Source organism: Nonomuraea fastidiosa, assembly GCF_042751225.1.
Taxonomy (GTDB): Bacteria; Actinomycetota; Actinomycetes; order Streptosporangiales; family Streptosporangiaceae; genus Nonomuraea; species Nonomuraea fastidiosa.
Genome location: NZ_CP170570.1, coordinates 961,874 through 985,492, shown reverse-complemented (window position 1 = coordinate 985,492; position 23,619 = coordinate 961,874). Strand labels below are relative to the sequence as shown.

15 protein-coding genes are annotated in these 23,619 nt (G+C 70.9%); 8 read left to right on the top strand and 7 right to left on the bottom strand.

Going from position 1 to position 23,619, the window contains the following annotated elements:
* Positions 1-23 precede the first annotated feature (23 nt).
* Entirely contained in the window at positions 24-1,568 is a 1,545-nt protein-coding gene (locus ACFMQL_RS04375) for a long-chain fatty acid--CoA ligase (RefSeq protein ID WP_378784657.1), read from the bottom strand.
* Positions 1,569-1,716: 148 nt separating this feature from the next.
* Here ACFMQL_RS04375 and ACFMQL_RS04370 point away from each other — a divergent pair, with 148 nt between their 5' ends.
* The 3 genes from ACFMQL_RS04370 (at position 1,717) to ACFMQL_RS04360 (ending at position 5,589) form a co-directional block, all read left to right on the top strand.
* Positions 1,717-3,264, top strand: coding sequence for a GMC family oxidoreductase (locus tag ACFMQL_RS04370; RefSeq protein WP_378784655.1), 1,548 nt, complete (start codon positions 1,717-1,719; stop codon positions 3,262-3,264).
* Positions 3,265-3,400: 136 nt separating this feature from the next.
* The gene (locus ACFMQL_RS04365) at positions 3,401-4,240 is read left to right on the top strand and encodes an alpha/beta hydrolase (RefSeq protein WP_364067035.1); all 840 of its coding nucleotides are present in this window, start codon (positions 3,401-3,403) and stop codon (positions 4,238-4,240) included.
* Between the two features lie 107 nt (positions 4,241-4,347).
* Positions 4,348-5,589, top strand: a complete 1,242-nt coding sequence (locus ACFMQL_RS04360) for a cytochrome P450 (protein ID WP_364067034.1) — start codon at positions 4,348-4,350, stop codon at positions 5,587-5,589.
* Between the two features lie 12 nt (positions 5,590-5,601).
* Here ACFMQL_RS04360 and ACFMQL_RS04355 read toward each other — a convergent pair whose 3' ends face one another.
* Positions 5,602-6,927 (bottom strand): hypothetical protein, encoded by a 1,326-nt coding sequence (locus ACFMQL_RS04355; protein ID WP_378784654.1) that lies wholly within the window; start codon positions 6,925-6,927, stop codon positions 5,602-5,604.
* Between the two features lie 218 nt (positions 6,928-7,145).
* Positions 7,146-7,493: a hypothetical protein gene (locus tag ACFMQL_RS04350; protein ID WP_378784653.1), complete on the bottom strand. Its 348-nt coding sequence runs from the start codon at positions 7,491-7,493 to the stop codon at positions 7,146-7,148.
* Positions 7,494-7,939: 446 nt separating this feature from the next.
* On the opposite strand from ACFMQL_RS04350, the gene leuS reads away from it, so the two are divergent.
* Positions 7,940-10,411 (top strand): leucine--tRNA ligase, encoded by a 2,472-nt coding sequence (leuS, locus tag ACFMQL_RS04345; protein WP_364067202.1) that lies wholly within the window; start codon positions 7,940-7,942, stop codon positions 10,409-10,411.
* A 1-nt stretch (position 10,412) separates the two neighbouring features.
* Here leuS and ACFMQL_RS04340 read toward each other — a convergent pair whose 3' ends face one another.
* The gene (locus tag ACFMQL_RS04340; RefSeq protein ID WP_378784651.1) at positions 10,413-11,381 is read right to left on the bottom strand and encodes a TIGR03557 family F420-dependent LLM class oxidoreductase; all 969 of its coding nucleotides are present in this window, start codon (positions 11,379-11,381) and stop codon (positions 10,413-10,415) included.
* Between the two features lie 49 nt (positions 11,382-11,430).
* The gene (locus ACFMQL_RS04335; protein WP_364067030.1) at positions 11,431-11,859 is read right to left on the bottom strand and encodes a hypothetical protein; all 429 of its coding nucleotides are present in this window, start codon (positions 11,857-11,859) and stop codon (positions 11,431-11,433) included.
* A 150-nt stretch (positions 11,860-12,009) separates the two neighbouring features.
* On the opposite strand from ACFMQL_RS04335, the gene ACFMQL_RS04330 reads away from it, so the two are divergent.
* A complete protein-coding gene (locus ACFMQL_RS04330) occupies positions 12,010-15,171 on the top strand; it encodes a PDZ domain-containing protein (protein WP_364067028.1) in 3,162 nt (1,053 codons plus the stop codon).
* Between the two features lie 160 nt (positions 15,172-15,331).
* Here ACFMQL_RS04330 and ACFMQL_RS04325 read toward each other — a convergent pair whose 3' ends face one another.
* Positions 15,332-16,405, bottom strand: coding sequence for an aminotransferase class I/II-fold pyridoxal phosphate-dependent enzyme (locus ACFMQL_RS04325; protein ID WP_364067027.1), 1,074 nt, complete (start codon positions 16,403-16,405; stop codon positions 15,332-15,334).
* 101 nt (positions 16,406-16,506) lie between these two features.
* Here ACFMQL_RS04325 and ACFMQL_RS04320 point away from each other — a divergent pair, with 101 nt between their 5' ends.
* Together ACFMQL_RS04320 and ACFMQL_RS04315 are read left to right on the top strand one after the other, a co-directional pair.
* Positions 16,507-17,355 carry an aminoglycoside adenylyltransferase domain-containing protein gene (locus ACFMQL_RS04320; RefSeq protein WP_364067026.1) on the top strand — a complete coding sequence of 283 codons (849 nt, stop codon included), beginning with the start codon at positions 16,507-16,509 and terminating at the stop codon, positions 17,353-17,355.
* Positions 17,356-17,539: 184 nt separating this feature from the next.
* Positions 17,540-18,925 carry a family 43 glycosylhydrolase gene (locus ACFMQL_RS04315; protein ID WP_378784649.1) on the top strand — a complete coding sequence of 462 codons (1,386 nt, stop codon included), beginning with the start codon at positions 17,540-17,542 and terminating at the stop codon, positions 18,923-18,925.
* A 923-nt stretch (positions 18,926-19,848) separates the two neighbouring features.
* Here ACFMQL_RS04315 and lexA read toward each other — a convergent pair.
* On the bottom strand, positions 19,849-20,556 hold the full coding sequence (lexA, locus tag ACFMQL_RS04310; protein WP_364067022.1) for a transcriptional repressor LexA: 708 nt from the start codon (positions 20,554-20,556) through the stop codon (positions 19,849-19,851).
* Between the two features lie 2,439 nt (positions 20,557-22,995).
* Between lexA and ACFMQL_RS04305 the strand changes: the two genes are divergently transcribed.
* Positions 22,996-23,280 (top strand): LysM peptidoglycan-binding domain-containing protein, encoded by a 285-nt coding sequence (locus ACFMQL_RS04305; RefSeq protein ID WP_378784647.1) that lies wholly within the window; start codon positions 22,996-22,998, stop codon positions 23,278-23,280.
* Positions 23,281-23,619: the final 339 nt, after the last annotated feature.

Here is a 23,619-nt window from a genome sequence, read left to right as displayed (position 1 = left end):
GCCCGTCGAGCGCCCTTACGGCCTCAGCCCGCCGAGCGCAGCTCGCGCTTGAGGATCTTGCCGGTGGCCGTCATCGGCAGCGAGTCGCGGAACTCGATGATGCGCGGGTACTTGTAGGCCGCCATGTTCTCCTTGCACCAGGCGATCAGCTCGTCCTCGGTGATCGTCGCGCCGGGGTTGCGGATGACGTACGCCTTGATCTCCTCGCCGTGCGACTCGTGGGGGACGCCGACGACGGCGGCCAGCGAGACGTCGGGGTGCGTGACCAGCACCTCCTCCAGCTCGCGCGGGTAGACGTTGAAGCCGCCCCGGATGATCATGTCCTTGGCGCGATCGACGATGGAGTAGTAGCCGTCGGCGTCGCGGGTCGCGATGTCGCCGGTGCGGAACCAGCCGTCCCGCATGACCTCGGCCGTCGCCTCGGGCCTGCCGTAGTAGCCCTTCATGATGTTGTGGCCGCGGATGGCGATCTCGCCGGGGCCCTCGCCCTCGATCGTCTTCCAGTCGCCGTCCACCAGCTTCATCTCCACGCCCCAGATGGGGGTGCCGATGGTGCCGGGCTTGGCGGGCCTGCCGGGCTGGTTGAAGCTGGCGACGGGCGACGTCTCGGAGAGCCCGTACCCCTCCAGGATGCCGATGCCGAAGGTGCGCTCGAAGTCGTTGAGCACCTCGACGGGGGAGGCCGCGCCGCCCGCGACGGCGACCCGCAGCGAGCGCGGCACCTCCATGCCCTCGGAGTGGATCTTCGTCAGCATGCCCCAGTACATCGTGGGCACGCCGGCGAAGAACGTCACCTTCTCCTTCAGCATCGTCGCCAGCGCCTCCGCGGGGTCGAAGCGGGGCATCAGCACGACGGTCGCGCCGCGCAGGAAGCCGGTGTTCATCACCACGGTCTGGCCGAAGGAGTGGAAGAGCGGCAGCACCGCGAGGTAGACGTCGCCGCCTTCCTCGGCGGGGAACATCTTGTCGCTGACCATGGCGTTCATCACCATGTTCTGGTGGCTCAGCTCCGCGCCCTTGGGCAGGCCGGTGGTGCCGGAGGTGTAGAGGATCACCGCCGTGTCGTCGGGGGCGGTCTGCACGGTCTCGAACTCGGATGGCAGCCCGTCGATCGCCGCCCAGATCGACTCGCCGTACTCGGACTCGGTGGCGAGCGGGGTCGCGGGCAGCACGAAGAAGTGCTCACAGCGCTCGGCCGCCTCGAAGCCCGCCTTGCCGCGCTCGCCGAGCGGGAGCTCGGGGGTGCCTTCGAAGCAGAACAGCGCCTTGGCGTCGCTGTCGTCGAGGTGGTAGGCGATCTCGCGCGACTGCAGCAGCACATTGAGCGGTACGACCGTGGCGCCGGCCTTGAGGATGCCGAAGTAGACGAACGGGAAGTACGGCAGGTTCGGGCAGGCGAGGGCGACCTTGTCGCCCTTGGTGATACCGCGCGCCACCAGCAGGTTCGCGACCTGGTTGGCCACTGTGTCGATCATGGAGTACGGCAGCCGCATGTCGCCGAAGACGATCGCGGTGCCGTCGGGGGTGTTCCTGGCGCTGTCCTCCAGGACGATCGACAGGTTGAGCATGACGCCTCCCTATAGAACGGCTTCGCGGTCATCTTGTCAGGACCCCCATACCGACCGGTAGGTAGCGCGGGTCACAAGTGGATATGGACGCGTTCCCCGGGCGTGGAGTAAGCAAGGGGCAGGTGATCGAGCCCCGTGGAGGAGACCAATGGAGTACGACTACGTCATCGTCGGGGCCGGCTCTGCGGGGTGCGTCCTGGCCAACCGGCTCTCCGCGGATCCGGGGCTGTCGGTGGCGCTGATCGAGGCCGGCGGCAAGGACGACAAGCTGGAGATCCGCATGCCGGCGGCGTTCTTCAAGCTCTTCAAGACCGAGTACGACTGGAACTACTCCACGGTCAAGCAGGGCGAGCTGTCCGGCCGCGAGCTCTACTGGCCGAGGGGCCGGGTGCTGGGCGGATCGTCCTCGCTGAACGCCCAGATGTGGGTGCGCGGCTGCCAGCAGGACTACGACCAGTGGGGCATCCCGGGCTGGGCCTACGACGACGTGCTGCCGTACTTCCACAAGGCCGAGCACCGCGTCGGCAGCAACCGCGGCGGCGTCTACGGCACCTCCGGCCCGCTCTACATCTCCGAGCTGCGCAGCCCCAACGAGACCACGGCCGCCTTCCTGCGGGCCTGCGAGGAGCTGGGCATGACCCGGCTGCCCGAGCTGAACGGCCGCTCCAACGAGGGCTACAGCCCCACCCCGGTCACCCAGCTCAGGGGCCGGCGGTGGAGCTCGGCCGACGCCTACCTGCGCTCGGCGGGCAACCGGCCCAACCTGCACGTCATCACCGGCGCCACCGTGTCGCGGGTGACGTTCGACGGCAGGCGGGCGACCGGCGTCGAGCTCAGCGGCGGCCGCCAGGTCAAGGCCAGGCTGGAGGTGGTGCTGGCGGCCGGGGCCATCGGCTCGCCGTACCTGCTGATGCGTTCGGGCGTCGGCGCGGCCGGCGAGCTGCGCGACGCCGGGGTGCCGGTCGTGCACGACCTGCCCGAGGTCGGCAAGAACCTCCAGGACCACCTGGTGACCGGCGTGTACGTCGAGTGCCGCAAGCCGGTGACGCTGACCAAGGCGGAGTCGCTGCCCAACCTGCTGCGCTACCTCGTGCTGCGCTCCGGCATGCTGACCACGAACGTGGGCGAGGCGGTGGCGTTCATCAGGACCTCGCAGGACGAGCCCGCGCCGGACATCGAGCTGGTGTTCGCGCCGGTGCCGTTCAAGGACCACGGGCTCACCCCGCCGACCGGCCACGGCCTGACCGTCGGCGTGGTGCTGCTGCAGCCGGAGAGCCGCGGCAGGGTCGGGCTGAACGGCCGCGACGTCGTCATCGACCCCGCCTACCTGACGGCCGAGGCCGACCTCCGGCGGCTGGTCGCGGGGTTGAAGCGGGCCAAGCAGGTGGTCGCGACGGAGGCGATGAAGCCGTACGCGGGCGGGCCGATGGAGCCGTACTGGGGGCCGGAGACGGACGAGGAGCTGGCCCGGTGGGTACGCGAGCGCGCCGAGACCCTCTACCACCCGGTCGGGACGTGCAGGATGGGCGACGACGACAGCTCGGTGGTGGACCCGGCGCTGCGCGTGCGTGGCGTGGAGGGGCTGCGGGTGGCCGACGTGTCGATCATGCCGACGCTCAACCGCGGCCACACCCACGCCCCCGCCATCATGATCGGCGAGAAGGCGGCGGACCTGATCAGAGGCCACAAGGCTTGAGCCGTTCACCCGGCTGCCGCGCATCAGCCCGGCTCCGCCGGCGTTCTGACGCCGCGGTTTACCGGCGGGCATCCTCGCTGGTCAGGTGGCGAGAAGCCCGGGCCGGGCGACAGGGCGCGTGCTAGGTTTCGCTCTCATGGAGATCAGGACGATCCACGCCAACGGTGTGGAGTTCGCGTATCTGACACTGGGGGAGGGGCCGCTGGCGCTGTGCCTGCACGGCTTCCCCGACACCGCGCACACCTGGCGGCACCTGATGCCCGCGCTGGCCGAGCGCGGCTATCGCGCGGTCGCGCCCTTCATGCGCGGCTACGCGCCCACGGAGGTCCCCGCCGACGCCGCGTACGAGACCGCCGCGCTGGTGGCCGACGTACGCGCCCTGCGCGAGGAGCTCGGCGGCGGCGAGGACGCCGTCATCATCGGCCACGACTGGGGCGCCTTCCCCGTCTACGCCACCGCCGGCCGCTTCCGCCGCGCCGTCGCGCTCGCCGTGCCGCCGCCCGGCGCGATGGGCGCCGCCTTCCTCGACTACGAGCAGCTCAAGCGCTCGTTCTACATCTACCTCTTCCAGACCCCGCTGGCCGAGCAGGCCGCCGCCGTCCCCGGCTTCTTCGAGAACCTGTGGCGCGACTGGTCGCCCGGCTACGACGCGAGCGAGGACCTCGCCTTCGTCCGGCGCAGCATCGGCGAGCCCGCCAACCTGTCCGCCGCCATCGGCTACTACCGCGCCATGCTCGGCACCACGCCGCCGTCCGGCCGCTACCCGGACGTCGAGCCTGCGGTCACCGGCCCCGTCCTCTACCTGCACGGCGCACAGGACGGCTGCCTGGCCGCCGGCCTGGCCAAGGACGCCGTCAACCACCTGCCCGATGGCTCGCGGGCCGAGCAGGTCGACGGCGCCGGGCACTTCCTCCACCTCGAACGTCCCGCCGAGGTCAACCGCCTCATCCTCGACTGGCTCGGCCCCGCCTCCTGACGCCTCTCCGCCGCCGCTCGCCGCGGCCGGCCAGGTCCTGCCGCCGCGCACGTACACCGTACGTAAGAAGCATTGACGTAAGTGGATGCTTTTCCCATGATTGCCACATGAGCGTCCTGGACTTCGATCTGTCGGACCGCGACTTCTGGGCCCGGCCCATGAGCGAACGGGAGGAGGCGTTCGCGCGGCTGCGCAGCCTGGACGGCCCCGCCTTCTTCGAGGAGATGGAGATCTCCTACGCGCCCAAGGGTCCCGGCTACTACGCCCTGGTCAAGCACGCCGACATCCTGGAGGCCAGCCGCAACCCCGAGATCTTCTGCTCGGGCGACGGAGGCGCGACGAACATCCCCGACATGCCGGCGGAGTTCGCCGAGTACTTCGGCTCGATGATCAACATGGACGATCCCCGCCACGCGCGGCTGCGCAGGATCGTCTCGCGCGCCTTCACACCGAAGATGATCAAGCAGTTCGAGGCCGACGTGGAGGCCGCCGCCGCGGGCATCGTGGACGACCTGCTGGCCAAGGGTCCGGGCTGCGACTTCGTGACCGAGGTGGCCGCCCGCCTGCCGCTGAAGATCATCTGCGACATGATGGGCATCCCCGAGCGGGACTACCAGTACGTCTTCGACCGCTCCAACGTCATCCTCGGCGGTTTCGACCCCGAGTACACCGGCGGCGACCTCGACCAGATCGCCGAGCGCCTGCTCACCGCCGGCATGGAGCTGCAGCAGCTCGTCCAGGACCTCGCCGCGCACCGCGCCGAGCATCCCACCGGCGATCTCACCTCGTCACTGGTGAACGCCAATATCGACGGCGAGCGGCTGACCATGCAGGAGCTGGGCTCGTTCTTCATCCTGCTGGTCGTCGCGGGCAACGAGACCACCCGCAACGCCATCTCCCACGGCCTGCACATGCTGACCGAGAACCCCGACCAGCGCGCGCTGTGGCTGGAGGACATCGACGGCCGCGCGCCCGGCGCGGTCGAGGAGATCGTCAGGCTCGCCTCCCCGGTGAACTTCATGCGCCGCAAGCTCACCAGGGACTACGAGATGAACGGCCACCTCTACCGCAAGGGACTGAAGGTCGTGCTGTTCTACTGGTCCGCCAACCGCGACGAGTCGGTCTTCCCCGACCCGCTGCGCTTCGACATCACCCGCAACCCCAACCCGCACGTCGGCTTCGGCGGGCCGGGGCCGCACTTCTGCCTGGGCGCTCACCTGGCCAGGCGCGAGATCACGGTGATGTTCCGCGAGCTGCTGCGCAGGGTGCCGCGGATCGAGGGCGGCGAGCCCGACCGCCTGCACTCCAGCTTCATCAACGGGATCAAGCACATGGAGTGCAGGTTCTAGCCGGCGCGGGTGCTAGCCGGCGTCGGTGAGCCTGATCTGGTTCATCACCGTACGGATGTCGGGCAGCAGCGACTTCTTGTCGGCCGGGATCGACATGAACACGATGGCCGGCTTGGCGGCTCCGGTGTTCACGGCGATCGTCGCGATCGTCGCCTTCTCGGTGTCGGAGGTCAGCGAGTACGCGATCAGCCGCCCGGTCTGGTCGCCCACCTTGATCGGCTGCTGGGCGATCTTGCGGACCTTGTTGCCGGTGGGGAAGAACCGCTTGCGCGCGTCCAGCACCACCTGCTTGATCACCGGCTCCAGGTTGTCCTGCTCGTAGTAGGAGGCCATCCGCTCCTGGAGCGGGCCCGCCATGATCACGGCGTAGCGCTGCGGCGCGACCTGCACGTACTGGCGGTGGGTGAAGTTGTAGGTGCCGTTGATGGTGGCGGCGGGGCGCTGGTCGAGCTGCCATTCACCGCCCAGGCGCGGCACCGAGATGCCGGCCGAGGCGACCGCGAGCCGGCCGGTGACGGGGCTGGCCTTGCCGGGGTACCTCGGCAGCGGGCCGATGGACGTGGCGGTCTTGGTGGCGGTCGGCTTCTTCGACGCGGTGGCCTCCGTCGCCGCCGTCTCGCCTGCGCTCGCCGCGTCGTCGGAGGCGAGCGGGCCCCACAGGAACGCCCACAGCAGCGCCGCGACCAGCGCCACCACGACCGAGCCGCCGAGCGCGTAGACCCAGACCGGCTTGCCGGAGTCCTCGTCGAGGTCGTCCTGCTCGCCCATGGCCTGGTAGTTGTCGCCGAACACCGTGTTCCAGAGCTCCTGCTGGCGCTCCGGCGGCGGCGTGCGCGAGCCGCTGATCTGGCCGGCGGTGACGAACCTGTGCTCAGGGTCTGACGGGTCGCGGCTCAGGTTGGAGCCGGGGCGGGCGGACTGGTCTTCGGCGGCGGGCGAGCCGGTGTGTGTCGAATCCATGGAGGTGGAGGGGACCGCGCGTTCGTTGAGGAGGTTCTCGGTGTGCTGGGCGTAGGTGACCGTACGCTCGTCGGCCGGATGTGACCGGTGCTGCTGGGACTGCGGCTGGTCGTGGGACTGCCGGGGAGGCGGCAGGTCCTGTCGCGGGGTGTTGCTCTTGTCGTACATCACCGTGCGTTCCGCCGGTGGCGGGTCGGCCGGCTTGTCGGCGGGCGGCCACGGGGCGGGGCTGGACAGGTTGGACCACGCGTCGTGCGACGGCGCGGGCGGCTGCGCCCAGGCGGGCACGGGGTCGGCGGGCTGCCCCGGTGGCGGGGTGCCCTTCGAGGAGACCTCGGGCCAGCCGCCGGGCCCCGCGGGGCTCTGCGGCGGCGGCACGGGCTCGGGCCACGACGTCTGCGTGTCCTGCGGGTTCGCCTCGGGCCATGAGGTGATGGGGCCGCTCTGCGGGGACGACTCCGGCCATCCGCCGCCGCGCGGCTGCTCGGGCCACGACGGCGGCTCGGGGGCGCGGCCGCCGCCCTCGTGCCGGCCGCCGTCGTGCCGGCCGCCGTCGTGCGGGCCGCTGCTGGGACGGCCGTCCTCGAAACGGCGCTCTATGAGCCCGCCGTCGTGCCGGCCCGGCTGGGGCGGGCGGATTCGGGGCGGACGGGCTCGATGAGGTCGGGCCGCGTGTTGTCGGGGCTCGTGGACGCGGGCTCGTAACCGCCGGCGTCCCTGCGCGCGCCCCGGGGGCGCGGCGCGGCGGGCGGCTCGGGCCACGAGGGGTCCTTGCGCGGCGGCTCTGGCCAGGACGGCTCCGGCGTCCGCCGCGGCGGCTCAGGCCAGGAGGTGGGCGCCTCGGCCGCGGGCGGCTCGGGCCAGGCGGGCGCGGGAGGCGTCTCGCGCCTGGGCGGCTCGGGCCAGGACGAGGGCATATGAGGTCCGGAGTTCTCCGTTGCCATTGCCGCCGGTCCTCCCGAGTTCGTGTCCGGATGTCCCGTTATATCCGGATTTGACGTGTCACGCATGATCCCATGGGATTTTCCAGGAGACCCCGGTGGTTCCGCAGCGAAACGAGCGAAGCCATGCGGATCGGTAGGCGGATCCTGCAGGGGCAGGTCGTTCTCCGGTCTATCTCGCTCAGCTGGGTACACCACGGCGACAAGGCTATTCTTACGGGAAGAATGAGGTCACAACGGATACATCACCATCAGGTCTCGCCGGACCTGAAGGATCCATTGTGCCCGCAGAGCCCTGCCGAGTGCCTGCAATCAGCCGAAGACGTGCGCTAGGCTTGACACATGCGTTCCGCGACCCTGCTTCTTAGCGGGCCGCGACGGCCCTGAAGTTCTCGCCGTCGCGGCTCCACCCCTCGTTGTGTGCACGAGGGGTTTTCTTATGGGTCCGAATCAAGTCCAGAAGGGCAGTAGCCGTGAGTGAGTATGACCCGCAGGCGCTGCAGGCCAAGTGGCAGCAGCGATGGGAGGAACAAGAACCCTACCGTGCCAGCGAAGACCCCGCGGACCCCCGCGAGCGCCGCTACATGCTGGACATGTTCCCCTACCCCTCGGGTGACCTCCACATGGGCCACGGCGAGGTGTTCGCCATCGGCGATGTCGTAGCCCGCTATTGGATGCAGAAGGGCTACAACGTCCTGCACCCGATCGGCTGGGACTCCTTCGGCCTGCCCGCCGAGAACGCCGCGATCAAGCGCAACGCGCACCCCGCCGAGTGGACCTACGCCAACATCGAGACGCAGGCCAACTCGTTCCGCCGCTACGCCGTCTCCTTCGACTGGTCGCGCCGCCTGCACACCAGCGACCCCGACTACTACCGCTGGAACCAGTGGCTGTTCATCCGCTTCTTCGAGCGCGGGCTGGCCTACCGCAAGGGCGGCCTGGTCAACTGGTGCCCCAACGACCAGACGGTGCTGGCCAACGAGCAGGTCGTGGGCGGCAAGTGCGAGCGCTGCGGCGCCGACGTCATCAGGCGCGAGCTGACGCAGTGGTACTTCAAGATCACTGACTACGCGCAGCGCCTGCTGGACGACATGGACCAGCTGACCGGCTGGCCCGAGCGGCTGCTGACCATGCAGCGCAACTGGATCGGCCGCTCCGAGGGCGCCGACGTGCAGTTCGAGATCGAGGGCCGCGACGAGCCCGTCACGGTCTACACCACGCGCCCCGACACCCTGTACGGCGCCACGTTCTTCGTGGTCGCCGCCGACGCGGCGCTGGCCGACGAGATCGTCACCGACGAGCAGCGCCCGGCGTTCGAGGCCTACCGCGCCGAGGTGGCCAAGCTGAGCGACATCGAGCGCCTGTCCACCGAGAAGGAGAAGACCGGCGTCTTCCTGGGCCGGTACGCGATCAACCCGGTCAACGGCGAGCGCATCCCGGTCTGGGCGGCCGACTACGTGCTGTCCGACTACGGCCACGGCGCCATCATGGCGGTGCCCGCCCACGACCAGCGCGACCTGGACTTCGCCCGCAAGTTCGACCTGCCGGTGAAGGTCGTCGTCCACACCGGCCTGGCCGACCCCGGCGAGACCGGCGTGGCCACGCCGGGCGAGGGCACCCTGGTCAACTCCGGCCCGCTGGACGGCCTGTCGAAATCCGAGGCCATCCGGAAGATCATCGAGATCCTGGAGGCCGAGGGCAAGGGCCGCGGCGCGGTCAACTACCGGCTGCGCGACTGGCTGCTGTCGCGCCAGCGGTTCTGGGGCACGCCGATCCCGATCATCCACTGCCCCGACTGCGGCGAGGTGCCCGTCCCCGACGAGCAGCTGCCGGTCACGCTGCCCGACATGCGCGGCGAGGCGCTGGCGCCCAAGGGCGTCTCCCCGCTGGCCAGCGCCACCGAGTGGGTCAACGTCGAGTGCCCCAAGTGCTCGGGTCCCGCCAAGCGCGACACCGACACGATGGACACCTTCGTCGACTCGTCGTGGTACTTCCTGCGCTACTGCTCGCCGGGCTACACCGAAGGCCCGTTCGACCCCGAGCAGGTGCGCAAGTGGGGGCCGATCGACCAGTACGTCGGCGGCATCGAGCACGCGGTGCTGCACCTGCTGTACTCCCGCTTCTTCACCAAGGTCCTGTACGACATGGGCATGGTCGACTTCACCGAGCCGTTCATGCGCATGCTGAACCAAGGGCAGGTGATCAACGGCGGCAAGGCCATGTCGAAGTCGCTGGGCAACGGCGTGGACCTGGGCCAGCAGATCGACGAGTTCGGCGTCGACGCCGTACGCCTGACGATGATCTTCGCCGGTCCGCCGGAGGACGACATCGACTGGGCCGACGTCTCACCGGCGGCCTCGCAGAAGTTCCTGGCCAGGGCGCTGCGCGTGATGTCCGACGTCACCAGCGAGCCGGGTGTCGCGTTCGACGGCGGTGACGCCGAGCTGCGCAAGGTGACCCACCGCACGATCGACGAGGTCACCAAGCTGATCGAGGCTCAGCGCTTCAACGTCGCCGTGGCGCGCATGATGGAGCTGACCTCGGCCACCCGCAAGGCCATCGACTCCGGCCCCGGCCCCGCCGACCCGGCGGTGCGCGAGGCCGCCGAGACGCTGGCGATCATGCTGTCGCTGGTCACCCCCTACACCGCCGAGGAGGGCTGGGAGCGGCTGGGCCGCACCGGTTTCGTGGCGTTCGCCGGGTGGCCGGAGGCCGACCCCGCGCTGCTGGTGCAGGAGTCGGTCACCTGCGTGGTGCAGGTGGCGGGCAAGGTACGCGACCGGCTGGAGGTCTCGCCCGACATCACCGAGGCCGAGCTGCGCGAGCTGGCCCTGGCCTCGGAGAAGGTCGCCGGTTACCTGAACGGCGCGCCGCGCAAGGTGATCGTCCGGGCGCCCAAGCTGGTCAACATCGTCCCGTAGGTCACACCTCGCGCAGGGCCGGCAGCAGCTCCTTCTCGGCCCAGTCGAAGAAGTGCTGCTGCCGGTCGTGCCCGATCTGCACGAGCGCCACGTGGGTGAACCCGGCGTCGGCGAACTTCCTGATGCCCCGCACGACGGCCTCGACGTCGTCGCCGCACGGCACGCTCTCGGTCACGTCCTCGGGGCGGACCGTTTTCGTCGCGGCGGCGAAGTTCACCGGGCCGGGCAGCTCGGCCATGACCTTCCAGCCGCCGACGCTCGACCAGCGCCACAGCTCGTGCGCGCGCTGGATCGCGGCGTCGCGGTCGGTGTCGTAGGAGATGGCGAGCTGGCCGTAGACCGGCTTGCCCTCCCCGCCCGCGGCCTTGAACTGCCGCACCACCTCGGTCATCGGCTCGTTGATGACCAGCACGTCGCCATACTGGGCGGCCAGCTCGGCCGACTGGCCGCCTGATGCGGCGATGCCGATGGGGACGGGCTCGTCCGGCAGGTCGTACAGCTTGGCGGAGTCCACGTCGTAGAACTCGCCCTGGTGGGTGACGTACTCGCCGCTGAACAGCTTCTTGATGATCAGCACGGCCTCGGCGAACATGCGGTGCCGGGTGTCCACCGGCGGCCAGCCCTCGCCGATCACATGCTCGTTGAGGTTCTCGCCCGCGCCGAGCCCGAGGGTGAAGCGCCCCTTGCTCAGCACGCCCATCGTGGCGGCCTTCTGCGCCACCACCGCCGGGTGGTAGCGCATGATCGGGCAGGTCACGTACGTCATGAGCGGCAGCCGCTCGGTCACCTGGGCGGCCGCGCCGAGCACCGACCAGCAGTAGGGCGAATGCCCCATCTCCTCAAGCCAGGGGAAATAGTGGTCGGAGATGACGGCGAAGTCGAAGCCGATCCGCTCGGCCGCCGCGGCGTAGCCGACCAGCTCGTGGGCCGGCGTCTGCTCGGACATCAAGGTGTAGCCGATCTGTACCATGCGTCCCGGCTACCCCGCTTTGCTCACATTAGCGGCGGCGAAGCGGAGATCAATGATGGTCGCGCTCGCACAGTTCCTCGATCACCAGGCTCAGCCCGATGCCCAGCAGCCACACGTCCTTGACCACGCCGATGCCCTCATGGCTCGGGCGCAGGCTGCCCTCCTTGCGCATGCCGGGCGTGCGCAGGTAGAGGCCGACCAGCCCTGCCGCGAAGCCGGTGAGCGCCGCACCGGCCAGCAGCGACGGCACGAACGGCGCGAGCAGCGCCGCCCCGAGCGCGATCTCGCCGCGCGCCAGCAGCCGGACGAACTTCGCCGGCTCCATCTTCCCCAGGAACGGGTACGTCGTGGCCGCCATGCCGTGCAGACCCGCCGCGGCACCCTCGTCGGCCCCGAGCATGTCGATCCCCGAGTTCAGGATGACGGCCCCGGCGGCCAGGCGGGTGGGCATGTGGTGGGCGCGGGTGAAGATCCTCATCGGTGCCTCACAAGGTCGGGAAAAATGGGCAGGCGTCCCCTTCCCTTGGGGGCTGCGTACATCCCGACCTTGGGATTTCCCTGGGTGTGACGTGCCCTCGGGTGGAAGAATTCTTGGGCTTCGCTTGGCGTCGGCGATTAATGTGCAGGGGTGACAAATGGCGCATACCTGAGATACCCGCACCTGCACGGTGACCTGGTCACCTTCGTCGCCGACGACGACGTCTGGCTGGCCCCGCTGGAGGGAGGGAGAGCCTGGCGCTTCACGGCCGACCGCGTGCCGGTCTCCAATCCGCGATTCTCCACCGACGGCAGCCGCATCGCGTGGACCAGCACCAAGGAGGGCGCCGCCGAGGTGTTCGCCGCCGAGCTCGACGGGCCGGAGGGCGAGCGGCTCACCTACTGGGGCGGGGCGGCCGCCACTGTGGTGCGCGGCTGGACCCCCGGTGGTGACGTGCTGGCGGTCAGCGCGGCCGGGGAAAGCTCGTTCTCGCGGCGCTGGGCGTACGCGGTGCCGCTTGACGGCGGGCCGGCCACGCGGTTGCCGTACGGGTGGGTCAGCGACGCCGCCGTGGACGGAACGCGGGTCGCCACCGTGTCGTCGCTGTGGCGCGAGCCCTCCCATTGGAAGCGCTACCGGGGCGGCACCGCCGGCAAGATCTGGGTGGACGCCGAGGGCAGCGGCGAGTTCGTCCGGCTGTTCGCCGACAGCACCGCCCAGTACTGGTCGGTGAGCTGGGTCGGCGACCGGCTGGTCTTCCTGGCCGACATCGACGGCGTCGGCAACGTCTACTCGTCCCTGCCCGACGGCTCCGACCTGCGCAAGCACACCTCACACGAAGAGTTCTACGCCCGCCACGCCACCAGCGACGGGCAGCGGGTGATCTACTCGCACGCCGGTGACCTGTGGCTGCTGGAGAGCCTGGACGCCGAGCCGTACAAGCTGGACGTGCGGCTCGGCGGTCCCCGGCCCGGGCGCGCCAAGCGGCCCGCGCCGCTGCGGGTGGGCTCGTACGCGCCGGACGCCACCGGCCGGGCCAGCGCCGTCGAGATCCGCGGCACGGCCCACTGGGTGACCCACCGCGACGGCCCCGCGGGCGTGCTGCGCGCCGAGCCCGGCGTCCGCGTACGGCTGCCGCGCGTGCTCGACGCCGACGGCAAGGCCGTGTGGATCTCCGACGCCACCGGCGAGGACGCCCTGGAGATCGGCACCCCCGGCGGCGAGATCAGCACGCTGGCCGCGGGGCAGCTCGGCCGCGTGCTGGAGCTGGCCGCCGCACCCGACGGCAAGCACGTCGCCGTCGCCAGTCACGACGGGCGGCTGCTCGTCGTGGACGTGGAGAGCGGGAACATCAGGGAGCTGGACCGCACCGACCAGGGCGACATCTCCGGCCTGACGTTCTCGCCCGACTCCGGCTGGCTGGCCTGGGAGTTCCCGCACGAGGAGCTGTTGACGCAGATCAAGCTGGGCCGCGTGGACGGCAGCTCGGTCATCGAGGCCACCCCCGCCAGGTTCAGCGACTACAGCCCCGTCTTCACCAAGGACGGCAAGCACCTCGCGTTCCTGTCCGCGCGCACGTTCGACCCCGTCTACGACACGCACGTGTTCGACGTGTCCTTCCCGTACGGGGTCCGGCCGTACATCCTGCCGCTGCAGGCCACCACGCCCTCGCCGTTCGACCCCTCGCTCCAGGGGCGCGGCTTCAACGGCGAGGACGACAAGCCCGCCAAGGGCGACGACAAGCAGAGCGACGACGCGCCGCCGCGCACCGAGGTGGACGCCGAGGGGATCTTCGACCGCGTGGTTCCCGTGCCGGTGCAGGCCGCCCGCTACGGCAACCTGCGCGCCGCCAAGGACGCGCTGCTCTGGCTGCGCTACCCGGTCGCCGGCCGGCTCGGCGACGGCAGCGAGCAGAACCACGAGATCGTGCTCGAACGCTACGACCTCAAGAAGCGCTCCAAGTCGGAGCTGACCAGGGAGGTGCGCTCGTTCGAGGTCAGCGGCGACGGCTCCCGGCTCGTCACCAACGGCAAGAACGGCCTGCAGACCAGGGCCGCGAGCGAGGGCGACGAGGCCGTCACCATCGACCTCGACCGGATCAACGTGCAGATCGACCCGGTGGCCGAGTGGCGCCAGGGCTTCCGCGAGGCCGGCCGCCTCATGCGCGACCACTTCTGGCGCGCCGACATGGGCGGCATCGACTGGCAGGGCGTGCTCGACCGCTACGAGCCGCTCGTCGAGCGCATCGGCGCGCACTCCGAGCTGATCGACCTGCTCTGGGAGACGCAGGGCGAGCTGGGCACCTCCCACGCCTACGCCATCGGCTCGGGCGGCGGCTCCGACCCGCGCCGCCGCCAGGGCCTGCTCGGCGCCGACCTGACCAGGGACGAGGACGGCGTCTGGCGCGTCACCCGCATCCTGCCCGGCGAGACGTCCGACCACGCCGCGCGCTCGCCGCTGCTCGCCCCCGGCGTCGCGGTCCGTCCCGGCGACGCGATCGTCGCCGTCGGCGGACGCCCGGTCGATCCGGTACGCGGGCCGCTCGCGCTGCTGGCCGGCACCGCGAACCAGCCCGTCGAGCTGACCGTGCGGCCCGCATCGGGCGGGGACGTGCGCCGGGTCGTGGTCACCCCGATCGACGACGAGACCCCGCTGCGCTACCACGACTGGGTGGCCGGTCGCCGCGCGTACGTCAAGGAGGCGTCCGGCGGGCGGCTCGGCTACCTGCACATCCCCGACATGCAGGCGCCCGGGTGGGCGCAGTTCCACCGCGACCTGCACACCGAGATCGCCTGCGACGGGCTGATCGTGGACGCGCGGGAGAACGGCGGAGGCCACCTGTCCGAGCTGGTCCTGGAGAAGCTGTCGCGCAAGGTCACCGGATGGGCGCTGGTCCGCGGCTACCGGCCCATGCGCTATCCCGAGGACTCGCCGCGCGGGCCCGTCGTGGCCATCGCCGACGAGTTCGCCGGGTCCGACGGCGACATCTTCAGCGCGGGCATCAAGAACCGGGGGATCGGGCCGCTCGTCGGCGTGCGGACGTGGGGCGGCGTGATCGGCATCGACTCCCGCTACTCGCTCGTGGACGGCACCGTGGTGACCCAGCCGCGGTACTCGTTCTGGCTGGAGGGACCCGGCTGGGGGGTGGAGAACCACGGCGTCGATCCCGATGTCGAAGTGGTGATCACGCCGCAGGACCGGGTCGCCGGGCGTGACCCGCAGCTTGACAAGGCGATCGAGCTGGCGCTGGCGGCGCTGGAGGAGAACCCGCCCGCCACGCCGCCCGAGCTGCCGCCGCTGCCCGCCTCCTGACCCGCCTTCCGGCCGGGCCATCGGTCGCCCGCCACCTGGCCGCCGCGCATCCGGTACGGCCTACCCGCCTCTTCCCGGCGGGCCGCCCCTTCGGGCCTGCGCCGTCATGGCCCGGCCGCCTTCATGGCCGGGCGCTGTGGCGGGCGGCCCGGCCGGTGGGTCAGCGCACGGTGGCCAGGCGGGTGAGGATCTCGTCGAGTATGGCCTCGGTGGTCGCGAAGTTGAGCCGTACGCAGTGCTCGCCGCCGGGACCGAAGCCGGCGCCGTCGTTCAGCTTGACCTTGGCCTCGCGCTCGATCACCTCCGCCATGCCCGGCCGCCCCACCTCCAGCCAGGCCAGGTACGTCGCATCAGGCACCCGGTAGCGGAACGTGCCGGGCAGCCGTTCGGCGATCGTGCGGCGGTTGCGGTCGAGCAGGGCCAGGGTCTGGGCCAGCCAGGCGTCCCCGTGCCGCCAGGCCGCGACCGTGGCCTCGACGCCGAACACGCTGGGGGAGCCGTACACGAAGGGCGGCTGTGCCTCAAGGGCGGCGCGGACGCCCGCGTGCCCGAGGTGGGCGACCGAGCAGCGGATGCCGCCCAGGTTGAACGCCTTCGTCGCCGAGGTGAGGGTGACCGTGCGTTCCGGGAGGACGGTGGCGAACGGGATGTGCCGGTGCGGCTCGTACACGAGGTCGGAGTGAATCTCGTCCGCGATGACCAGCAGGTCGTGGCGTTCTGCGCACTCGGCCAGCGTCTCAAGCTCGGCGCGGGTGAAGGCGCGGCCGGTCGGGTTCTGCGGGTTGACCAGTAACAGCACCCGGCAGCCCGACAGGTCGGGCACCTCGAAGCGCCAGGTGTCACCGTCAGGTTCGAGGCGGATGGGGTGGAGGGGACGGTCCATGACCTGCAACGTGGTCAGGAACGGGTGGTAGGCGGGGGTGTGCACGGCCACCCCGTCGCCGGGCCGCGTCCAGATCTGGAGCAGCACCTGCAGCGCCTGGTTGAGATCGTTGAACGAGCGGACGAGCGAGGGGTCGGCGTCCCAGCCGTACCGGGCGGACATGCGCTCGGCGAACGCCTCGGCCAGCGGGCCCGCGGTCGGGTCGAGCAGCCAGGCGGGGTAGCCGAGGTCGCCGGCCGCACGCTTGGCGAGGACCTCCTGGACGGCGGGGGCCGTGGGCAGGTCCATGTCGGCGACCCAGGCGGGAATGACGCCCGGTTCCACCGCCGCCCACTTCAGCCCATCATGCACTGATTTAAGGTCTATTGGGGGATATGCGTCCTCCACGCGGCCATTCTAGGATCTTTCAATGTGATGAGGCGGTGGCGCGGCTTATGGCAGGCTGGGCGGCCATGACTCCCCACCCGAAGATCGGCGCCATCGTCGAGACGTACCTTTCCGTGGCCGACGCGGAGGCCCCCGGGCTGGTGGAAGGGCTCTACCTCGAAGGCTCGGCGGCGCTCGGCGACTACCAGCCCGAGACCAGCGACGTCGACTTCGTGGCCGTCACCACCGAGCCGCCCGCGCCCGGCGTGCTCGAACGCATCCACACCCGCCTCGGCGCCCACCCGTTCCAAGGCATCTACCTCACCTGGGACGACCTCGGCCACGACCCCGCCGAGCTGGGCGAGCGCCCGCAGGCCGAGGGCAGCAGGCTCAACCGGCGCGGCGAGCCGAACCCGGTCACCTGGCACACCCTCGCCCGCCACGGGCTGACCTGCCGGGGGCCGAAGCCCGAGGAGCTGGAGATCTGGAACGATCCCGCCGTGCTGGCCGCGTGGATCGACGGCAACCTCGACCGTTACTGGCGGCGGCTCGTCACCCGCGCCTCCCACCTCGTCTCGCCGTGGGGGCTGACCTGCCTCGGCGGGTACGGCACGGTCTGGGTGGTCACCGGCGTCTCCCGCCTGCACTACACGCTGGCCACCGGGGAGATCGCGTCCAAGACGGCCGCCGCGCTGCACGCGCTGGAGACGTTCCCCGAGCGGTGGCACCGGGTGGTGAACGAGGCGCTGCGGCTGCGCCGCGACGACTCCGCGCAGCCGTCGCTGGCCGGGCTGGTCTCGGGGCTGGCCGAGCACTTCGGGACGCCGCGCCGCTCGCTGTACGGCTCGCCGTTCGAGCGGCGGCGGGACGTACTGGAGTTCGCCGATCAGGTGATCACGGCGGGGCACCGGCTGTACCAGGCGCGGGGGGATTGACCGGGCCTCGGGCTCGGGGTACGAATGCGATCCCGACGACGCGGAACCCGGTGGCGCAGTGTTAGCGCTAACACCAGCTCCCTTCCACGCCCGGGGCTCCCGGCCGGGCCGCGTGATCGAAAGGACGCCTATGACCGCACTCTTACGGACAGCCCTCGGCCTGCTCGTGGCCACAATGCTCCTCGTGATCCTTCCACCGGGCGCCGCCCACGCCTCCCCGGCCGTGCAGTACACCAACCCCATCGCCGCCCAGCGCGCCGACCCGCACATCTTCCGGCACACCGACGGCTACTACTACTTCACCGCCACCGTCCCCGAGTACGACCGCATCGTCCTGCGCCGCGCCACCACCATCCAGGGCCTGGCCACCGCCCCCGAGACCGTCATCTGGCGGCGGCACACCACCGGCGAGATGGGCGCCCACATCTGGGCACCCGAGATCCACTTCATCAACGGCAAGTGGTACGTCTACTTCGCCGCGGGCCGCGCCGACGACGTCTGGCGCATCCGCATGTACGTCCTGGAGAACGCCGCCGCCAACCCCCTGACCGGCAGCTGGACCGAGCGCGGCCGCATCGTCACCCCGTGGGACACGTTCTCGCTCGACGCCACCACTTTCGTCGCGGGCGGCGTGCGCTACCTGCTCTGGGCGCAGCAGGAGCCGGGCATCGCCACCAACTCCAACCTCTACCTCGCGCGGATGGGCGCCGACCCGTGGACCATCACCGGTCCCGTCACCCGGCTCACCGTGCCCACGCTGGCGTGGGAGACGCGCGGCTACAAGGTCGCGGAAGGGCCCGCCGTGCTGCAGCGCAACGGGCGGATCTTCCTGACGTACTCCGCGAGCGCCACCGACGCCAACTACTGCATCGGCCTGCTCACCGCCTCCGCCTCCGCCGACCTGCTGCAGGCGTCGTCGTGGACCAAGAGCCAGACGCCCGTCTTCGCCAGCAACGCCGCCACCAGCCAGTACGGGCCGGGGCACAACTCCTTCACCGTCTCCGAGGACGGGCAGAGCGACCTCCTCGTCTACCACGACCGGAACTACCGGGACATCTCCGGCGACCCGCTCAACGACCCGAACCGGCGCACCCGCGTACAGAAGGTGTACTGGCGCTCCGACGGCACGCCCGACTTCGGCATCCCCGTGGCGGACGGGGTCACGCCGGTGCGGCTCATGGCGTACGACGTGGCCGGGGCGGCCGTACGGCACTGGGATTTCCGTGCCCGCCTGGAGAGCGACGTCACGCCGCTGGCCGACTCACAGTTCAGAATCGTCAGCGGGCTGTCCGGCAGCGGCACCGTCTCTCTGGAGTCGGCCAACTTCCCCGGCTACTACCTGCGGCACCGCAACTTCGAAACGTGGGTGCACCAGCGGGACGGCTCCGCCCTGTTCGACGCGGACGCCTCGTTCATCCGGCGCAGCGGTCTGGCCGGCAGCGGCACCGTCTCGTTCGAGTCGGTCAACTATCCCGGCTACTACCTGCGGCACCGGGCGGGGACGGTGTGGGTGGAGCGGGACGACGGGACGAGCGCGTTCCGCAGCAGCGCCAGCTTCATCTTGGAGTGAACGCCGGGGCGGCGGACAAGCGTGGCCAGGGCCGGCGGCACCAGAGCGCGGAAGAGCAGCGACACCAGGAAGCGCGAGGAACCGCCGGCCCGGTCACCCATGCGACATCGGGGCCGCGAAGCTGTGCGACAGGCGGAGGCACGAGAGGAGGATGTACCTCGGCTGTACCTCGGCGAGCGATCGGAAACGGTCTCGTGACGCACGTCGCCGCCCGCGCGGAGGAACACCCTCTGCTCGGACGGACGCCGCCTGCGCGGACGGGAGAGCGCCTGCGCGAACGGACACCGCCTGGGCGTACAGGCACCGCTTGGTGTGCGGACATCGCTTGCACGGACGGACACCGCCTGGGCGGACGGACACCGCCTGGGCGGACGGCCGCCGCCTGGGCGGACGGACACCGCTCGGGTGCGCAGACACCGCTTGGGCGCGCAGAGACACCACGAACGTCCCGACGCCCAAACGCCGCAGCCGCACTTACGGCGCAGACACCGCGAACGCGCAGGCGTCCAGTACCGCAGACGCCGCCCGGACCGGAAGCATCGCCGTCCGGACCGGACGCGCCGCCGCCCGGACCCGACGTACACCCGGACCCGACGTACACCGCCTTGACCGGACGCGCCGCCGCTCGGACTGGCCGTGCACCGCCTGGACCGGACTGGACGTACAGCCACCCGGACTGGCCCCTAGACGTACCGCCGCCCGAACTGGACATGTACCGCGGGGACCGGACGCCGCCCGACCTGCAGACGTCAGGAACGCACCGACGGCGGAGAGGTGGAGACACCGCCCCCGCGTGGAGACGTTGGGACACCGCCCGCAGGGAGAGGTGGAGACACCGCCCCGCGTTAGGAGACGCACACCACGAGACCCTTCCCGCGAAGAGTCAGATACGAGTGGGACCCGAGTGAGGAGAGACCAGGAGGTCAGAGGCGGCGGAGTACCGCTACCACCTTGCCCAGCACGCTGGCCTCGTCACCGGGGATCGGCTCGTAGTTGGGGTTGTGGGGGACGAGCCAGACGTGGCCGTCCTTCCGCTTGAAGGTCTTCACCGTGGCCTCGCCGTCGATCATCGCGGCCACGATGTCGCCGCTCTCCGCGACGGGCTGCTGGCGTACGACCACCCAGTCACCGTCGGCGATAGCGGCCTCGATCATCGAGTCACCGGTGACCTGGAGGAGGAACAGCGTGCCCTCACCGACGAGCTGCTTGGGCAGCGCGAAGACGTCTTCGACGCTCTCTTCGGCGAGGATCGGGCCACCGGCGGCGATGCGGCCGACGAGCGGGACGTAGGCGGCGGTCGGGCGGTTGACCGTGGGCTCCTCGGTGCCCGCGTCGGGGTCGACCCACAGCACCGGCTCGCCCGGGAGGCGGACCTCCAAGGCGCGCGGGCGGTGCGGATCGCGCCGCAGGTAACCCTTGCGCTGAAGGGCGGTGAGCTGGTGCGACACGCTGGACGTGCTGGTCAGCTGCACCGCCTCGCCGATCTCACGCATGGAGGGCGGATATCCGCGCTGCTGCACCGAGTCGCGGATCACCTCGAGGATCTTGCGCTGCCTGGGTGTCAAGCCCAGCGCGTCTCGTCGGCGCACCGCGAGGTCATTGACCCCGTTTGTGCCATCCCGCTCGGTCATGCTCTTCCTCCTCGCCTGGCGGCCCGCCTCACCGGCGGACCTCCCGGTGTGTGGTCCTGATGTCGCACACAGCGACCGTATCGCTGTTGAAGATCATCTTCAAACAATTGTTCGAGTCTTCCTCGAAATTGTCGCCAGTGTGGTGTACAACATCGTACGGGAGTTCGATCGACACCGTGTTCGATTCGCCGATCTTATTTGGCCTTTTCCTCAGGCCGCACGGCAGGAGGTCATCCATGCGAACGCCCACAAACTCGGACACGACCAGCGGAGACGTCAACCGGCTCACCTTGATCGCCGAAGCGACGCGGAGTGACGATCGACGGACAGACAATACGCGGGCGGGGGGGTAGTGTTCGCGTGAATTCCGGCAAGAGGTTGGGGCCCCGTGGGAGTCGTGGGGGGAGGCCCCATTTGCACCTCGTACCACCGCCGCGCACCGGCGAAGACGTCGAGCAGTCGGCACAAAACAACGGGATTCCGGACGAGATAGGGATTACGGGAACGCGCCGTGCATCGGGAAGTCGCGACACGCCCGACAGCATCGGCGACGCGCTTCGAAACGAAAGACGCCCGGCCGGGGCGAGCCGGGGGAGCGGCGACCTGGGAGGCTCCGCGCCGTCCAGGAGCGGAGAAGCAGCGGCGGGTAGCGCGGAGACGAGCGACACGCCGGCCTGGGCCGTAGCAAATCCTGGCAGGTCGCGCTGGTGGCAGCGCGGCGGGGATGGGCTGCGCGACGAGGCGTCCCAGCCCGGCAGGCCAGGCCGGTGGCAACGCGGCGGGGACGGGCTGCGCGACGAGGTGTCCCAGCCCGGCAGGCCAGGCCGGTGGCAGCGCGGCGGGGATGGGCTGCGCGACGACGTGCCTCTGCCCGGCAGACCACGCCGACGCGGGACGAACGCCAGCGGCCTACCCCCCGACCCCACCCCCTCCCGGGCTCGCGAGGGCAGTGCCCGCACCGCGTCCACGCCCGTCACCGGAGGCGGCGAGGGTCCCGGCGATCTCCAGCGAGGTGACGGCGCGGGCGGCGAGTCCTCGGCGGCCGGTACCGGGAGCTGGGACGCTCCTGCGCCTCTCCGTAGTGGCGACGGCAGGGGTCACGCCCTGCCGTCGCCCGCCGTCGGACGTAGCAACGCTGCCGCCCGTCTCCGGTGGGACGATGGCATGATCCGCGCATCCTCGGAGGACGGAGCCGGGAGCCCCGGCGGTCCTACGCGGCGTGGTGATGGCGTAGGCCGCGCATTGCCAGGGACCGCGGGTAGGAGTGGGGACGCTCCTACGCGTGCTCGGCGCGGAAGTGGCAGGGGGCGCGCCTTGTTGAGTGCCGCTGGTGGGAGCGGCGGTGCTCCTGAGGCTCTCCGGCGCGGTGACGGCGGTGCTCTCGAAACTCTTCGGCGCGGTGATGGTGGTGGTCACGCCGTGTCGCCGTCCACCGCCGGACGCAAAGACGACGCTCCTGCTCGTTCCCAGCGCGGTGATGGCAGGGGGCGCGTCTCCTCGGCGGGGGCCGGAGTAGGGGGCGGCGCTCCTGCTCGCCTGCGGCGTGGTGATGGCACGGGCCGCGTTTCGTCACCGGCCTCCGCTGGAATCGGCGGCCCCTCTGGGCCGTCTCGGCGTGGTGAGGGCAGGTCTCCTAAGTCGTTCCGGCGTGATGAGGGCAGGTCTTCTGGGTCGCTCCGGCGTGGTGAGGGCAGGTTTGACACCCCTCTTGGCCGTGTCCTCGCTTCCCGGAGCGTGCAGGGCAAGGCCATTGGTGGCATCGCCCTCTTCCGGCGCTTCCGGAAGCGAGCCGACGCTGGTGAGGTCGGCGGCGTACCCCAGCGGGCTCGGCTGACGCTTATTCAGGGAGAGGCCGGGACGCGTGAGTCGGAGCGAGCCGGCAGATCCGGGCGACGCTCTGCGCCGGCCACCAAGGAACACGGCGGCGCGCTTTCATCGGGCCGAACCAGCGGGGCCGCGAGGCCAGGGGCGAGCGCGACCAGGCGGGGGAAGGCGGCAGGTCGGCAGGCGGAGGCTGACCCCGAGGCGGGATCGCAGCGCGAGACGACGGGCGAGCGCGAAAAGGCGGCTCTCGCTTCCCGCCGGGGCAGCGTGGTCCAGCGGGGCGGCGCGGCTCGGCGGGGCGGCATGGCTCAGCGGGAGAGCACCCTCGGGCGCGGGAACGCTGCCGTGCAGGACGGCGCGACCTGGCGGCCCGGTCGAGCTGGGCAGGGCAGTGCGGCGGGGCTGGGGAGTGCGATCGGGCGGCAGGACCGGACCGGGCGGGACGGTGGGTCTGGGCGAGACAGTGCGATCGGGCGGGGGAGTTCGGCCGGGCGGGGGAGCGCCGCGAGGCCCGTGAGCGTGGGCGGGCGGGAGCGAGGCGGTGCGCCTGGGCTGGGGAGGGCCGGGGCGAGGCGGCAGGCGGCTCCTGTGCGGTTGACGCGGCGCGGACGGATCGTGCTGGTCGTCGCGGCGGCGTTGCTGTCGCTGGGCGGCTTCTGGCTCGGCACGCGGGCCGCTGGTTACGCGGCGGTGCAGGTAGTGGTGACCGACCACACCGGCCTGCCGTGGGTGGAAGTGCACAAGGGGGATACGTTGTGGAAGATCGCTGATGCGCTCGCGGAGGGGGAGGACCCCGCTGCTCTGGTGGAGGAGATCAAGCGGCTGAACGGCCTGCCCGACTCCTTCATCCAGCCCGGCAGCCGTCTGTACGTGCCGAGAAACGCCGCCGCGTTACGGTGATCGACCCCCAAGGCGATCGCTCCGGGGCAACAGCATTCCGGGCGAGCCCGCCACCGTGTTCGGTGTTCGGGTGGGGTGCACTATGACGATCACTTCCGGGTGGGCTGCGCTACGGCGGTCAGCCCCTGAAGGGGTGCGCCACGCCGGTCAGTTTCCGAGGGGGTGCGCTACGGCGGTCAGCCCCTGAGGGGGTGCGCCACGCCGGTCAGTTTCCGGGTGAGGGTGCGCAACCGCGATCAGCTCACCGGTGGGTGCGTTACGCCCATCAGCTTCCGGATGAACGAGCCGCGATGATCAGCGCCCGGGTATGTGCGCCACGCTGATCCCTCGACACTCCGA